Source organism: Sphingomonas sp. LHG3406-1 (genome assembly GCF_029637485.1).
Classification (GTDB): Bacteria; Pseudomonadota; Alphaproteobacteria; order Sphingomonadales; family Sphingomonadaceae; genus Sphingomicrobium.
Window position 1 is genome coordinate 955848 of sequence record NZ_CP069128.1, and the last position, 15140, is coordinate 970987.

Genomic DNA, 15140 nt, shown 5'->3' on the forward strand with positions numbered 1-15140 from the left:
CATGAAGCTCGCCGTCCTCACTCCCAACGTCACCGCACTGGCCCAGCCGTCGGCCGACGACATCGCCAACCTCGCTGAGCGCGGCTATCGTTCGATCATTGGTAACCGCCCTGACGGCGAAAGCGATGATCAGCCCGCATGGGCCGAGCTCGAAGCCACCGCGATCCAGCAGGGCCTTGAAGCCCGCCACATCCCGGTCGTCATGGGGCAGATCACCGACGAGCAGGTCGCCGAGTTCCGCGACGCCTTGGAAACGCTCCCGAAGCCGATCGCCGTCTTCTGCCGCACCGGGACGCGTGCCGCCCTTCTGTGGGCTCTGGCCAACCAGGCCAATCTCACCGTCGATGAGCGGATCGCGATTGCCGCCAAGGAAGGCTACGATCTCGAGCCCTTCCGCCAACGCCTTTCGCGGGAGACCGACGATGCTCAAGCATGACATTGTCATCGTCGGCGCCGGTGCGGGGGGTCTCGCTGCGGGGGCGTCGCTGCTGCGCCGTGTACCGAAACTCGACATTGCGGTGATCGAACCACGCGACTTTCACGACTATCAGCCAGGCTACACGTTCATCGGCGCCGGCGTCTTCAAGCCGCAGGACGTGCGACGCCCAATGGCGAAGGTAATCCCACGGGGCATAACTTGGCTTAAAACCACAGTGAGGTCGTTTCAGCCGGAAGACAATGATCTGGGTCTCGAGAATGGTCAGCGGCTCGGTTATCGGCTTCTGATTGTCGCAACTGGGAATCGGCTCGACTTCGAAGCCATTGACGGGCTGACTGGCACGCTCGGGTGCAACGGCGTGACGTCTAATTATCGCTATGACTTGGCGCCCTACACGTGGGAGCTAGTCCGTAAGCTTCGCGGCGGGCAAGCGCTGTTCACCCAACCCCCGATGCCGATCAAATGCGCGGGTGCGCCGCAAAAGGCCATGTACCTGTCCGCTAGTCATTGGGAGCGCGAGCATGTGCTCGACAGCATCGACGTCGAGTTCCACACCGCTGCCCCGACCCTGTTTGGGGTCAAAGACTATGTTCCAGCACTCGAAGAAACGGTCGAACGCTACGGCATTGACGTCCGGTTCGGCAGCACATTGATTGCGGTCGACGGACCCGACGGGACTGCCACCTTCCGGGCAGACGGCGGCGAAGTAACCCGCGCTTTCGACATGATGCACGTCACTCCGCCGCAGAAGCCGGTCGAAGCAGTGGCAGACAGCTCGCTCGCCGATGCAGCTGGCTATGTCGATGTCGACCAGTTCACCTTGCAGCACAAGTTGTTCCCGAACGTATTTGCGCTTGGCGACATTGGTGGAATGCCGAATGCCAAAACGGCGGCAGCCGTTCGCAAACAGGCGCCGGTGGTTGCAGAAAACGCGTTGGCCGTACTTGCAGGCAAGCATTTGGGGGCGGCTTACGATGGCTACGGCAGCTGTCCGCTTACCGTTGAGAACGGCAAGATCCTGCTGGCCGAGTTCGGTTATGGCGGCAGGCTCCTGCCGAGCTTCCCGAAGTTCGTGATCGATGGGACGAAGCCGTCGCGGCTGGCCTGGCTCCTCAAGAAAGACCTTCTTCCCGCCATCTACTGGGATGCGATGCTGAAAGGCCGGGAGTGGATGGCCGCTCCCGCCGAGCTGAAGAAGGCTGGGTGATGCTCGATACCGTCCAATACATCCTCGGCCTTCTGTCGGGCAGCCTCGTCGGCTTCACACTTGGGCTGGTCGGGGGCGGTGGATCGATCCTTGCCGTCCCGCTGATGGTGTACCTCGTAGGCGTCCAGAGCCCGCATGTCGCGATCGGCACCAGCGCTCTTGCGGTGGCCGCCAATGCCGCAATGGGGCTCGCCAATCACGCTCGCGCGGGCACGGTGAAGTGGCGGTGTGGCCTGATGTACGCGGGTGCTGGCGTCATTGGCGCTTTCTTCGGCTCGACCGCCGGCAAAGCGTTCGACGGGCAAAGGCTGCTCTTCCTCTTTGCCATTGTGATGATCGTCGTCGGCGTCCTGATGCTCCGCCGCCGCAAGCATGAGGGCGAGGCAGGCGCTCAGTGCGATCGCACAAATGCCGGCAAGGTGCTCGGGGCCGGCCTTGGCACCGGAGGCTTCTCGGGCTTTTTCGGGATCGGTGGCGGATTTCTCATTGTGCCCGGCCTGATCGCATCGACCGGCATGCCGATGATCAATGCGGTCGGGACCAGCCTTGTTGCGGTGACCGCCTTTGGCCTCACGACCGCCGCCAACTACGCCTTCTCTGGTCTTGTCGACTGGGTCCTCGCTGGTGTGTTCATCGCCGGCGGTGTCATCGGTAGCTTCGCTGGCACGCGCGCCGCCAAGCGTCTGTCGAGCTCGGGCCAGTTGACCAGCATCTTCGCTGTGCTGATCTTCGTGGTGGCGGCCTACATGCTCTGGAAGAGCGCGGGCGCGGCGTTCTGAGGAAGATTGATGCCGTCGTCCTTCCAGATCGGGCCGTTGATGCTTGCTGCCGACCGGGCGCTGGCCGTTGTTTTAATCGCTGCCTTCATCGTCCTTGCAAGCTTGATCGCCAGGAAGCTGGACCAGCGGGCTGAACGCTCCAGCTTCTGGGCACTTGTCGCGGGCATCGTGGCGGCGCGTGCCGGGTTCGTGGCGAACAATTGGGACGCGTTCGCTCTGGAGCCAACGTCGATTCTCGCGCTTTGGCAGGGCGGCTTTTCCTTGATCGCAGGAATAACCGGGGCTCTCGCAGCCATCGTCCTCACCATGCCTCGAAAGCAACCCGCAGCGGCGCTCGCCCGCTTGGTCGTAATGCTCGGTGGCGCATACTTCATCGGTGCAAGCCAGCTACGGCCTGCTGCGCTACCGCTTCCGGGTCAGATCGCCCTTGAGGGATGGTCGGGCGAGTCAGTCACCTTAGCCGACTTTCGCGGCCGGCCATTCGTTATCAACCTTTGGGCGAGCTGGTGTCTGCCCTGCCGGCGGGAGATGCCGATGCTAATGGACGCGGCCTCACGATCGCCGATCCCTATCCTTCTGGTCAACAGCGGCGAGCAGCGCGCAGCCGCCGCAAAGTTTCTCCAAGCCAATCGACTTCCCGAAAAGTCGGTCTACCTCGATCCCGCCGCAGCCCTTGCTGCCTCACTCGGGACGGGCGGTTATCCAACAACCCTCTTCATCAATGCAGCTGGTGAGATCGAAACCGCTCACCTCGGTGAGATTTCCCGAGCCATGCTCGCAAGCGAAATGCGGGCCTTGGAGAAAGGTCGCCGCTGAATGGTTCTGACCCGCGAGGTAACGTCATGAAGATGTTCGAATTCGGCAAGATCTCCGTCGGTGCCCTGTGGGACGAGCCCACCGGAAGCTGGCAATATGTCCTCACAGACAAAGCCACGAACAAAACTGCGATCATCGATCCGGTGCTTGATTTCGACCCGAACGCAGGTGCGACGTCCACTGGCAACGCCGACAAGCTGCTAAAGCATATCGCGGAGCGTGGTCTGGCTGTTGAATGGATCCTGGACACCCATCCGCACGCCGATCACTTTTCGGCCGCGCCCTACCTTGCTGAAAAGCTCGGGGCTCCGCGCGCCATCGGTGAGAAGGTCGTGGATGTGCAGAAACTATGGACCGACATCTATTGCCTTGAAGACTTCGCTGCCGATGGTTCGCAATGGGACCGGCTGTTTGCCGATGGCGAAAGCTTTGAGCTCGGGGAAACAGCGATCCGAACGCTATTCACACCCGGCCATACCTTGGCGTCTATCGCCTACGTCACAGACCAGGTTGCCTTCGTTCACGACACGCTGATGATGCCGGACAGCGGCACGTCACGCGCCGACTTTCCCGGTGGCAGTTCAAGACAACTTTACGCCTCGATCCAGCGCATCCTCGCTCTGCCGGAGGAGACAGCCCTGTTCATCGGGCACGATTATACTCCCGAAGGACGCGATGCGCAGTGCTGCGCTACCGTCGCCGAGCACCGCGAGAGCAACACGCATGTTGGCAACGGCCGGTCGGAGGCTCAATTCATCGCACTTCGCGATAAACGCGATGCGACCCTGCCGTTGCCGAAACTGATGCTGGCCGCGCTGCAGGTCAACATTCGTGGCGGACGACTACCCGACCCTGAGGCGTGCGGCCGATCGTTCCTGAAGATACCGCTCAACCACTTCGCACCCCGTTGCTCGGACAAGGGCTGAAGCAGCATGAATTTCTGACGTCACTGATCTCGAGAGAGCCGCAGTGTGAAGACCATACGTGCAGTCTTATAGCCGCCAAGCGAGCCTTCTAGACGTCAGCCACGTGGTCATCGTGAGGGCGAACACGAATGTCTGCAATTGCCCAAATCAACTCAAAAGCAGACCGGCAGTTGGCGGCCAGTTCCGGTCACGTCGGCTAAGCGCCCAAAGTCGTCGTAACAGAGGCTTGCCGACGTTCCAGGAAGCAGACCGTCCGGTGCAGCCAACGGGCGAATGCAACCCGTAGCTGCAACCCGTAGCCACTCCAGCTTCGTTGAGGGGCTGGAGGATCGGACATGAACTTTGATCTCGTTATCATCGGCTCGGGAACGGCTGCGATGGTGGCCGCCTTCCGAGTCCGCGCCGCCGGGTGGAGCGTGGCGCTCGTCGATGAGAAGCCCTTCGGCGGCACCTGCGCGCTGCGTGGCTGTGACCCGAAGAAGATGCTCGTTTCCGGAGCCGAAGTGGTCGATGCGGGACGGCGAATGCAGGGACATGGCGTCGGCGGCCAAGTTAGCATCGACTGGAGCGAGCTGATCAGGTTCAAGCGGAGCTTTACAGATCCCGTTCCTGAAAAGCATCAGCAGCGGTACGATGACAAGGGTATCGCCACCTTCCATGGCCGAGCCCGCTTCATCGGCCCAAACTCGCTGTCGATCGACGAAAACGAAGTTCGGGCCCGTTATATCCTGATCGCGTCGGGCGCTGCGCCGGTGCGGCTCGGCATTCCTGGCGAAGATCTTCTCATCGACAATGAGGGGTTTCTTGCCATGGAGCAGCTGCCCGCCCGTATCGCCCTGGTGGGCGGCGGCTATATAGCCGCCGAGTTCTCCCACATCGCCGCTCGTGCGGGCGCCGCCGTCACGATCCTCCAGCGGGGCTCGCGTCTCCTGCCGCATTTCGAACCTGAGCTCGTCGGATGGCTCATGGAATCCTTCGAGGCCATCGGCGTGGATGTGCGCACCCATACCGAGGTCGTCGCTATCGAGCAGGGCGAGGGATCATTCCTCGTCCATACGAACAGCGGCGGTCACAGGGAGAGCATAGAGGTTGACCGCGTCGTGCACGCGGCTGGGCGCGCGCCTGCTTTAGACCACCTGAACCTGCCGGCCGGCGGAGTGGCGGCCGAAGGAGGTCGGCTTCATCTGAACGACTATCTGCAGAGCGTCAGCAACCCCTTCGTCTATGCCGCCGGCGACGCCGCCCAGCTGGGTCCGCCACTCACACCGGTCTCAAGTCACGACGCCAAGGTTGTCGCAGCGAACCTCCTGAACGGCAACCAGAGCAAGCCGAATTATGCAGGCGTCCCGAGCGTCGCCTTCACCCTCCCGCCGATCGCTTCGGTGGGCCTGAGCGAAGCGCAGGCGCGCGAGGCCGGGTTGCGGTTCAAGCTGAAGACGGAGAGGACTTCCGACTGGTACACGGCGAGGCGCGTCGCGGAGCGCGTCTACGGCTACAAGACCCTTGTCGAGGAGGGGACGGGCCGAATTCTCGGCGCGCATTTGGTGGGCCCCCATGTTGACGAGGTGATCAACCTTTTCGGCCTTGCAATTCGGCATGGCCTCACGGCCGACGACCTCAAGTCCACGATGTTCGCCTACCCGACCGGCGCCTCCGACCTGGGCAATATGCTTTGACAGTGGGCGGCTGATCCTATCGTCCGACCGCTTTCGGCTCGCCCATGGGCTCATGCTCGATCATGTCAATTATCGCGCACTGCGGGACGTGATCGCCAGAGCAGCGGTCTATGGTAGAGGCGAGGAGCTTTTCGAGCCGAGCAAGATCCGCCATTTTGCTACGCACCGTGTGGAGGTGGCCGGAAGCGATCTCCCGAACCTCGTCGCAGCAGGCGTCCGTGGGACCGCCAAGCGCGAGAATCCCCCGAACCTCTTCCGGAGTGAAGCCAAGTTCGCGAGCTCGGCGGATGAAGCCGAGCGCGCGCAGGTGGTCGTCGCCGTAGACGCGGTGACCACCTTCGGTGCGGGGCGGCGGCTCGATGAGCCCGACCTTCTCGAAGTAGCGGATCGTCTCGATGTTTACTCCCGTGCTGCGGGAGAGTTGGCCGATGGTGAAGCGGTTCATGAGATTTCGCTTGATCCTGTAGTGACTACAGGATGCATATAGCAGCGAATCGAATTGGAGACGAGTTTTGCCTACTGAAAATACGGTGCTACGGGGCGGCCCGGGGGCGCCCCGGATCACCGCAAATGCTGACCGAGGCGTTGCCACTCTGGGTACTCTGGCGAGCATCGGAGCCCTATTCTCAGCAGCGGCCTGTTGCATCCTGCCGCTCGGGCTTGCGGCCATTGGCGTTGGCACGGCAGGGCTTGCGCCGCTGGTTCCGTTCCACTGGCCGATGACGGTTGCCGCGATCGTCGCGGTCGCGGCCGGGTGGCTCTTCTATTTTCGCAAGCGCGCGGCGTGCGCGCGAGATGCGGCCTGCAAAATGCCGGCGCCGGCGAAGAGCACCTTCGTCCTCCTCTGCGTAGCGACTGTGTTCGTGGCGATCTCGGCTTGCTGGGGCTTCATCGAGGCGCCGCTCATGCGCGCGCTTGGAGGCGCATGATGGAACTGCGATCGACGCTTACCTGTCCCAAGTGCGGCGGCGCGTCCACGGAGACGATGCCGACGGACGCCTGTCAGTTCTTCTACGACTGCAAGCACTGCGGCGAGGTGCTTCGCCCCCTTCAGGGCGATTGCTGCGTCTTCTGCTCGTATGCAGACGTGGCGTGCCCTCCGATCCAGGAGGCTCGGCGAACCGGTGCAGCAAGTAGCTGCTGCTCCTCCTGATAGATCTCGCGAGTGACTGCTTTCTTCTATCGCCGTTAAAGACCAGCCGTTCTGCTTTCGGCCACATACGGACGCTCGGGGAGCGTATGGTGGGCTGGCGAACCAGCCCACCATCGAACCTCAAATCTCGGTCACTTCGGCCAGTGCCAGAGCATCTTCGACCTCGACGCCAAGGTATCGAACCGTTGTCTCGATCTTGGTGTGGCCGAGTAGGATCTGTACTGCCCGTAGGTTGCCGGTCTGCTTATAGCTCTTAATTCGCATCGCGCCCATAAGTAGACGGTCTACTTCCGGCCGCTTGCCGCCGCTCAGATTAGCTACCCCCCTCGTCTGCTCTTGGTGGGAAGCGGACTGGCAGCTTTCGAGTAAGCAATGGTGCTTAGCTGCCGTTCGTTCAGGCGGACCTATACGTCGGTTGAGCGCCCATGCAGGTCGTTGATAGAATCGCTAAGGGCACCCGATAGCAGACCCTGCAATCCTCGCCGCTAAGATTGGAGGTGCCGGATTGAGGGCATGCACACTGCCGCTGAAGGGCGCTCAATCCGCGTGCTGCCGAGAAAAAAGCGTTCACAATTTGTCGTGCCTACACCGCCGCACGACGCCACAGGCAAGATTATCTTCGTTCTAATCTGTCAGCTTTCTCGCCAAGGTCTTGCACCGGTTTACGGATATCTTGGATGTCCCGTTCTACCCCATCGGCTTGTTCGTCGAGTCGGCGGACCGAACTGCGCTGCTGCTGGACTGCTTGTCCTACTTGATCGGCCTGATTGCCGGCGTTGCGGATCGAACGCCTGACATTTGCGATGTCGTCACGGCTCGAGACCACGTCGCGCTCAAGCTTTTCGGCGCTGCGAGCAAAGCTGTTGATACCCTCGCTTGCTCCGCGCACCTGCTCAGGGCGCACGCTACCCAACAGCCGCTCTACACTCTGCTGCCATTCTGCTGTCGAACGCCGGGTCTGGTCCAGCTTCCTTGCCGCGTCAGCCTGGCCCGTCTGATCAAGCGCCCGAACCGCACGGTCGAGCGTCTGCGACACCTGCACTGCTTTCGCGGCAGGATCGGTGGCGGTCCCGCCCTGAACGGCGGCAATCGTGCCGACGATGTCCTCATCAGGCGGGTTGATCAACGGTCCGTCGGTTGATGGCAGGAGCACCAGGACTGCGGAGCCATCGAGCAGTGACCGGCTGATGTCCGCTCGAAAGCCGGCGTGCACCGGCAGATCAGTGTCGAGCGCTACTTCGACGGTGGGCCCGCCAACTTCGCCGGCCGACAGATAGATCTTATCTACCCGGCCGACCCGAACCCCGGACATGGTCACCGGCCCTCCGACTGCCAAGCCCGAAACACTTTGGTTGAAGGAGATCCTGTACTTCGCACCATAGGTGCTTGTCCCGGCACCGATGTACCAGGCGAAGAAAACCAGTCCGACAACCAACAGCCCGCAAACGATGACGACGAGCAAACGGTTGGACCGTGTTTCCATCAGTTGCCAAGTCTCGCGGGCACCACCGGAGGTGCCCAGCCTAGTCCAAGCGACTTCTGCACGGCGATGTAACTGCCGGTGAGCGCCGCTGTGGCGCCTCGCAGGTTCTGCTCAGCAAGGCTCAACTGGCGCTCTGCTTCCAGTAGTTCGGCACGGGCCGTGGTTCCGGCCTTGAACCGCTGCCGGGTCAGCCTGGCCTGGCGCTCCGCGGAAGCTCGGACGTTCGCGAGCGCTTTCACCTGGCGTCGCTGCTGTCCGAAGCGGGCAAGGGAGTTTTCCGCATCCTGAAGGGCACCGAGCACTGCCTGCCGGTAGCGCGCCTCGGCTTCCTCGAGACCGCTCCTTGCCTGCCTCACACGAGACGCATTGCGACCGAAATCGAGAAATTGCCACTGTATCTGCGGAATGGCGATGGCGCTGATGTTGCCGAGATCGAACAAGTCACCCGGCTTGGTGCCACCAAGCCCAAGGATCCCCATGAAGCTGATCCGGGGGAAGCGCAGGGCTTCGGCGACCCCGATCCGCGCTGTCGCTGCGGCAAGGTTGCGCTCGGCGGCGCGCACGTCTGGGCGACGCTGAAGCAATTCGGCAGGATTTCCGACCGACACGACCGCCGGCGGAAGCGGCACTTCGGCCGGAGCAGCCAATAGCCCGTCGACACTGCCGGGGGCGCTGCCGGTCAGGGTCGCCAAGGCGTTGAGATACACGTCCCTTTCGGCTTCGGCGGCTGCGACTTCGGCCTCAGTGCTCCGGAGGGCGACCTGCGCACGCTCGACCTCGTAGGCAGCGGTGGTCCCACGCTGGAAGCGTTGCCGGGCGGTCGCAACGGCTTGCTCTTGAAGCGCCCGAGCGCGGCCCAGAGTGTCGATCCGGTTCTGCCGTTCGCGCAGATTGACATAGGCCTGACCAACCTCCGCTGTCAGCTGCACCTGAGCGTCGATCGCGTTTGCCTCGGCCGCCCCGAGCTGGGCGTTTAGGCTCTCGATCTGGCGGCGCGAGGCGCCGGCGAACTCCAGCTCCCAGTTGGCGTTCAGGCCAAGATTGAAGAAGTTGAGGGACGAGATGTCGTCTGATCCGCCCTCCGCTGGCGGAGCGCCGGCAGAGCTGCCGTTGTTGTCCGTGCCAAGGTCGACGCCCGGCAACTCGGCGCGCACGTAGGTGCCCTGCGCCGCGACGGTAGGATAGCGGTTCGCCTGTTCCTGACGCACCGACTCGCGAGCTTGGCCAATCCGCGCCCGCGCGATTTCGAGCGACGGATTGCTGCTGAGCGCCCGCGTCTGCAACTCGGTAAGGACTGGGTCGCCGAGCTGCGTCCACCACGAAGACAGTCTGGGCGACTCTGGGGTGACCAAGCCCGCTCCCCGGACGAAGTTTGCGGAAGGTGTTGCCGCACCAAGAGTTCCCGGACCCTTGTAGTCAGGTCCCGAGGTGCAGCCGGCGAGCAGAAGGGCGGCAGTAAGGGCAATCAGCGGGAAGCGCATCTCGATCCTTTGGGCATCAATGCATTGACAGCGACATTCCCTTGGGAAGGGGTCGCAGGAACAGGACAAGGGGAACCGACAGCGTGGTAATGATGGTCATGCCGAAGAAGATGTCGTTGTAGGACATGACAAAGGCCTCGCGCTGAATGGTACCGGCAAGAGTCCGAAAGGCGGCCTCGAGACTGCCGAGCGACTGCTGGAGCCCGCCGAGGTAGGACTGGACGTCCCAACCGTTGGCATTCAGCGACTCCTCCATCCGCCGGCTGTGCAGCCAGCTGCGCTGGTCCTGCACGGTCGCCAGCCCTGCAAGCGCGAAAGACCCTCCCAGATTGCGCGCGGCGTTGAAGATTCCGGAAGCATCACCGGCATCTTCCTTGGTGACCGATGCTACGGTCGCCTGGTTCAGGAACAGCATGCAGAAGACGATGCCCACGCCCCGCATCAGCTGGCCCGGGATGAAGTGAGAGCCGGCGGTCTCGGCCGTCAGGCCGGCGCTGATCCAGCCGCTCCATGCAATGATGGCCAGGCCGCCACCCACTGCAATGCGGATGTCGAGCCTGGGAATAAGGAAGGGCACGATCGGCATCAGCAGAAGCGCTGGAAGCCCCATGTAGAAGATGATCCACCCGGTCTGAAGCGCATTGTAGTCGGCAATGATCGCGAGAAACTGCGGAATGACATAAGTCGTGCCGTACAGCACCATGCCGAGCACGAGACCCATCACCACCACGCTGCCGAACTGCCGGTTGAAGATAAGGCTGAGCTTCAGCACCGGCTTGCGGGCAGTCAGTTGGCCCCAGGCCAGCATGGCGAAGCCAAGCAGGGTCATGATAGTCAACTGAACGATCAGGGTGGATTCGAACCACTCCTCGCGATGTCCTTCTTCTAGCACGACGGTCAGGCCGCCCAAACCCAGGATCATCCCGGCAATGCCGAACCAGTCGGCGAAGCGCAGATAATCCCAGTCAGGCTTTTGGTGCGGCAGGCCGAGCAGCAGCAGCAGCACCAGCACGGCACAAACCGGCACGTTGACGAAGAATGCATAATGCCAGCTGAGGTTCTCGGTCAGCCAGCCGCCCAACAGCGGGCCCACCACCGGACCCAGGATGACGGTGACTCCGAACAAGGCCATGCCGATTGGCTGCTGCCGGGCAGGCAGACGGGTGGCGACGATAGTCATGGCGGTTGGGATCAGCGCGCCACCCATCAGTCCCTGGCCGGCCCGGCCAATGATCATGGTGGTGAGGTCAGTGGCAATTCCGCACAGCATCGAAAAGGCGGTGAACATCACGACGGCGATCAGCAGCAGCGTGCGCAAGCCTAGCAATCGCTCCAGCCAGGCGCTCAGCGGGATGATGATGATCTCCGCGACCAGGAATGACGTCGCGATCCAGGTGCCCTCCGAGCCGGACGCCCCGATCTCGCCCTGAATGGTGGGCAGCGCGGAATTGACAATCGACACGTCGAGGGTGGCGAGCAGCGCGCCGAGGCTGCCTGCCGCAACGGCGAGCCAGGCAGATAGGTCGGCCCGTTCCTCTCCCCGTCGGGCAGGAATGGAGGAGGCGGCGGCGGTCGCCATCGGGTTTAGCGACGCCCTTCCTGCGCCTGACGCACGCGTTCCAGCTCGCCCTTCGCGCCGCGCGTATCCACCGTCACGTGGACCGACATGCCCGGTATCAGCAGCCGGCGGACTTCCGGCCCGGCTTGGATCGCGATCCGCACCGGAATTCGCTGCACGATCTTGGTGAAGTTGCCGGTCGCATTCTGCGGCGGAAGCACGGAGAATTGCGCGCCTGTCCCGGGCGCGAAGCTGGCAACCCGGCCGGTCAGCTCTAGGCCCGGAAGGGCGTCCACTTCAACGCGGACCGGCTGGCCCGCCCGCATTAGCCCGACCTGCGTTTCCTTGAAGTTCGCCTCAATGTAGAGCTGCTGCGTCGGAACGATGGTCATCAGCCGCGTTCCAGGCTGCACGAATTGACCGACGCGGACCGCCAGATCTCCGACTCGGCCCGCGATGCTTGAGCGCAAGACTGTCGATTCCAGGGTCACGTTGGCCGCTTCGAGCTGAGCCTCAGCGGCGCGGCCCTGCGAGCGGGCTTGCTCGACTTGGGTGCGCAGGGTGCCGAAACGGCGCTGCGCCGCCAGCAGGTCGGCCTGTCGTGTCGCCAGCTGTGCACGAGCCTGCTGCTGCTGCTGAACCAGCTGGTCCAATCGCTCGCGCGGCTCCGCGCCGGAGGCCGCCAGCGGGCGGTAGCGCGCGACTTCACGATTGGCGAAAGCGAGGTCAGCCTGCGCTGCCGCCAACTGGGCCTGCGCCCGCTCCGCCGATGCCTGTTGTTCGGCAATCTGCGCCTGGACGGTGTTCGCGCTCGCCCGTGCCGCCTCGATCTGAGCCTGCAACTGCGAGGTCTGGGCACGGTAATCACGATTGTCGAGCAGAGCGAGCTGCTGGCCCCGACGGACTTCCGCATTCTCCTGGACAAACACCCGCTCGACGTAACCGCCGACCCGGGGCGCAACGATCACGCTGTCGGCCTGAACAAAGGCGTCGTTCGTGCTCTGTTGGTATTTGCCGTAGCTTTCGTTCCGCAGATACCACCACAGGACGCCGCCCGCCACGATGACAGCCAAAATCAGCAGGCCGAGACGCACCTTGGGATTCGACAAGGGCGAGCTGCGCTTCTCCTCCCCAGTGTCGGCCGCAACGTCACCCGACTGGGTCACCATGTCCATGTGGGTCCTCGATCAAGACTCGTTCGTTTGAAGCCGCGCATTGCACCAAACTCCATTCTGCCGCAATACCATTTCATATGGCACCTCAGCATCGCCCCATTATCGAAATCTCGAAGCAGCTCGCCTGGACCTACCTGCGGCTGCAGCGGATGCTGGATCGCTGTCTCGCCGGATCGGAGGCGTCGGTCGCGCGGGTGCGGCTGCTCGCCTACGTTGCCGACGGACCCAAGCGTTCCACCGACATTGCATCCTTCTTCGGTCATGCGCCGCGCACCGTCACCGAGGCGATAGATGCGCTCGAAGCGGCAGGACATTTAAGACGCCGAGTTATTCCCGAAGACCGCCGGGTCAAGCTGGTGGAATTGACCCCTGCCGGACGCGAGGTGCTCGACCGAGCCCAGCCGGAATATGAGCGCCTGCTCGCCGAAACCGTGGGAACGCTGGAACAGTCCGAACTGGCCGGACTGGATGCCGCCTTGTGCAAGCTGTCTCAGCGGATCGAAGCCGTGGAAGCCGAGCTCACACGCGCCAGCGATTGCGTAGGGTCGGGCAGGGAGCGAGAATGAACGAGCGAACTCCCTCCGAGACCAGTATCAGCCGGGCGATCGGCGAACGGGAGCGTTTCGGCCAGATCGTCGGGATCTTCGGACGGCACGGGCTGAGAGGCTTGGCATCCCGTCTCGGCTTGGGCGGTGCTCGCGACGAGGAGATGGAAACAGCCCGCCCTGAAGCGGTGGTCGCCGTGCTTCGCGACCTCGGTCCGGTGGCGGTGAAATTCGGCCAGATCCTGGCGATGCGCAGCGATCTTCTCGGTCCAGACTGGATCCGGGCGCTGTCCACCCTTCAGGACCGGGTCCTGGCCCTGCCTTTCGACCGCGTCCGGCCTGCGGTCGAGGAGGCGATCGGTGGGCCACTCGACAGCTATTTCGCAAGCTTCGACCACGAACCGATCGCGGCCGCCTCGATCGCCCAGGTCCACGCGGCCACCCTGCCGTCTGGAGAGCGCGTGATCGTCAAGGTCCGCCGGCCGGGGATTGAGCGAACGGTCGATGCCGACCTGCGGCTGCTCCGCCGCCTGGCGCGCACCGCCGAGAAGCGCGTTCCCGAAATCGCCCGGATGAAGCCGGACGAACTGCTGCGCTATTTCGCCGAAAGCCTCGACCGGGAAATGGACCTGTCCGCCGAAGGCCGGGCAAGCGATTCGATCGGCGCCTTCCTCGCCGGCCTCGGAGTGCGGACGGCGCGGTTCGAGTGGGAGCTGACCGGGCGTCGGGTCAACGTCCAGGAACGGCTGGAGGCGATCCCCGCCACCGACCTTGCCACCGCGCGAGAGCGGGGAATCGACCTCACAAAAGTCGCCCGCACCTACGCCCAAGCCGTGCTTCGGATGATCATCTTCAACGGTCAGTTCCATGCCGACCCGCACCCCGGCAATGTGCTGATATTTCCGGACGGAAGCATCGGGTTCATCGACTTCGGAGCGGTCGGCACCCTGCTTCCCCGCCGGCGGGAAGAACTGGTCCGGCTGGCCCTCGCCATCGCGGCCGACGATCCGGCCGGAGTGGTCGACGTGCTGATGGTCTGGGCCGGCGATCCGCCGGTCGACCGCATCCGGCTGGAATTCGAGCTGGCGGCGCTGATCGACGAATTTCGCAACGTGGTTCTGGAGCAGGTCGACCTCGCCCGCATCTTCAACCAGGTGTTCGGCCTGCTGAGGGGCTTCGAACTGGCGCTTCCGCCCGACCTTGCGCTTGTGCTTCGGACCCTGCTCACCGCCGAGGGCTTCGTCCGTCGTATCGACCCAGCCTTCGACATTGGTGGCGAGCTGGCGCCGATCGCCCGCCAATTGGTGAGCCAGCGCACCAGCCCCGCCCGGCTAGCCAGGGAGGGGCGCAAGCTGGCGGCCGCGCTCGGCCGGGCGGCGCTCAGCGCGCCCGAGCTTATCGGACAGGTGGAGAAGGTGGCCCGCACCGGCAGTCTGCCGGTCAGCCTCAATCCGCAAACGATCGAACAGCTTGGTCAGCGACGCTCCTCGCACGTGCGGTCCGATCCCCAACTGCTGCCCGCCGCCTTGATCGTCGCCGGAGCCATTCTGGCAGGAACCGAACCGCTGCTGGGCTTGGTAAGCGGTAGCCTGGCAGTCGGCCTGCTCGTCTTCGGGCGCGTGCGCAAGTCGTAAGGACGCGCGGGCGCAGCGGGGCGTGCTCAACGTAGTTTCTGCCAGCACTCATTTCGAGCAACTCCGCATGTGCTATTTAGGCACGATGATTTTGCTAGGACCGCTCTCGCAATCGCCCGCAAGCCCAAGCACTGGCAGCGATAACGGTTTCGAGTCAGTGCAGGCTTATGGACTCCGTCTTCGCCAAGCGGCAGCAAGCGCAGTAAGCGTCCGCATGTGACTGCTAGCTCCTCATAAGCAGACGGTCTTCTGTCGGCCAGATGCGGGC

The 15140-nt window shown here is 63.4% G+C and carries 15 protein-coding genes and 1 pseudogene; 10 read left to right on the forward strand and 6 right to left on the reverse strand.

Features of this window, described 5'->3' with window-relative positions; genetic code table 11:
- Position 1 precedes the first annotated feature (1 nt).
- The 6 genes from JOY29_RS04625 (at position 2) to JOY29_RS04650 (ending at position 5843) form a co-directional block, all read left to right on the forward strand.
- The gene (locus JOY29_RS04625) at positions 2 to 436 is read left to right on the forward strand and encodes a TIGR01244 family sulfur transferase (RefSeq protein WP_300975019.1); all 435 of its coding nucleotides are present in this window, start codon (positions 2 to 4) and stop codon (positions 434 to 436) included.
- Complete coding sequence (locus JOY29_RS04630) at positions 423 to 1646, forward strand: FAD/NAD(P)-binding oxidoreductase (RefSeq protein WP_300975020.1); 1224 nt, start codon at positions 423 to 425, stop codon at positions 1644 to 1646. Before JOY29_RS04625 ends, JOY29_RS04630 begins: the two co-directional genes overlap by 14 nt.
- Positions 1646 to 2425, forward strand: coding sequence for a sulfite exporter TauE/SafE family protein (locus JOY29_RS04635; RefSeq protein WP_300975021.1), 780 nt, complete (start codon positions 1646 to 1648; stop codon positions 2423 to 2425). The genes JOY29_RS04630 and JOY29_RS04635 overlap by 1 nt, the downstream gene beginning before the upstream one ends.
- 9 nt (positions 2426 to 2434) lie before the next feature.
- Positions 2435 to 3241, forward strand: coding sequence for a TlpA disulfide reductase family protein (locus tag JOY29_RS04640; protein WP_300975022.1), 807 nt, complete (start codon positions 2435 to 2437; stop codon positions 3239 to 3241).
- A gap of 26 nt (positions 3242 to 3267) precedes the next feature.
- A complete protein-coding gene (locus JOY29_RS04645) occupies positions 3268 to 4167 on the forward strand; it encodes an MBL fold metallo-hydrolase (RefSeq protein WP_300975023.1) in 900 nt (299 codons plus the stop codon).
- A gap of 335 nt (positions 4168 to 4502) precedes the next feature.
- Positions 4503 to 5843: an NAD(P)/FAD-dependent oxidoreductase gene (locus tag JOY29_RS04650; RefSeq protein WP_300975024.1), complete on the forward strand. Its 1341-nt coding sequence runs from the start codon at positions 4503 to 4505 to the stop codon at positions 5841 to 5843.
- A gap of 16 nt (positions 5844 to 5859) precedes the next feature.
- On the opposite strand, the gene JOY29_RS04655 is transcribed toward JOY29_RS04650, so the two are convergent.
- Entirely contained in the window at positions 5860 to 6288 is a 429-nt protein-coding gene (locus JOY29_RS04655) for a helix-turn-helix domain-containing protein (protein ID WP_300975025.1), read from the reverse strand.
- A 274-nt stretch (positions 6289 to 6562) separates the two neighbouring features.
- Here JOY29_RS04655 and JOY29_RS04660 point away from each other — a divergent pair, with 274 nt between their 5' ends.
- Positions 6563 to 6772, forward strand: coding sequence for a hypothetical protein (locus JOY29_RS04660; protein WP_300975026.1), 210 nt, complete (start codon positions 6563 to 6565; stop codon positions 6770 to 6772).
- On the forward strand, positions 6769 to 6996 hold the full coding sequence (locus tag JOY29_RS04665) for a GDCCVxC domain-containing (seleno)protein (RefSeq protein WP_300975027.1): 228 nt from the start codon (positions 6769 to 6771) through the stop codon (positions 6994 to 6996). Before JOY29_RS04660 ends, JOY29_RS04665 begins: the two co-directional genes overlap by 4 nt.
- A 120-nt stretch (positions 6997 to 7116) precedes the next feature.
- Here JOY29_RS04665 and JOY29_RS04670 read toward each other — a convergent pair.
- The 5 genes and pseudogenes from JOY29_RS04670 to JOY29_RS04690 all read right to left on the reverse strand — a co-directional run.
- Positions 7117 to 7245 (reverse strand): annotated as a pseudogene (locus tag JOY29_RS04670) (integrase); the annotation flags it as partial.
- 364 nt (positions 7246 to 7609) lie between these two features.
- Positions 7610 to 8479 (reverse strand): MlaD family protein, encoded by an 870-nt coding sequence (locus JOY29_RS04675; RefSeq protein WP_300975028.1) that lies wholly within the window; start codon positions 8477 to 8479, stop codon positions 7610 to 7612.
- Positions 8479 to 9960, reverse strand: coding sequence for an efflux transporter outer membrane subunit (locus tag JOY29_RS04680; RefSeq protein WP_300975029.1), 1482 nt, complete (start codon positions 9958 to 9960; stop codon positions 8479 to 8481). The genes JOY29_RS04675 and JOY29_RS04680 overlap by 1 nt, the downstream gene beginning before the upstream one ends.
- A gap of 16 nt (positions 9961 to 9976) precedes the next feature.
- Positions 9977 to 11539 (reverse strand): DHA2 family efflux MFS transporter permease subunit, encoded by a 1563-nt coding sequence (locus JOY29_RS04685; RefSeq protein ID WP_300975030.1) that lies wholly within the window; start codon positions 11537 to 11539, stop codon positions 9977 to 9979.
- Between the two features lie 5 nt (positions 11540 to 11544).
- Positions 11545 to 12693 (reverse strand): HlyD family secretion protein, encoded by a 1149-nt coding sequence (locus tag JOY29_RS04690; protein WP_300975031.1) that lies wholly within the window; start codon positions 12691 to 12693, stop codon positions 11545 to 11547.
- Between the two features lie 77 nt (positions 12694 to 12770).
- On the opposite strand from JOY29_RS04690, the gene JOY29_RS04695 reads away from it, so the two are divergent.
- Positions 12771 to 13259, forward strand: coding sequence for a MarR family transcriptional regulator (locus JOY29_RS04695; protein WP_300975032.1), 489 nt, complete (start codon positions 12771 to 12773; stop codon positions 13257 to 13259).
- Entirely contained in the window at positions 13256 to 14872 is a 1617-nt protein-coding gene (locus JOY29_RS04700) for an AarF/UbiB family protein (RefSeq protein ID WP_300975033.1), read from the forward strand. The genes JOY29_RS04695 and JOY29_RS04700 overlap by 4 nt, the downstream gene beginning before the upstream one ends.
- The last annotated feature ends 268 nt before the right edge of the window (positions 14873 to 15140 follow it).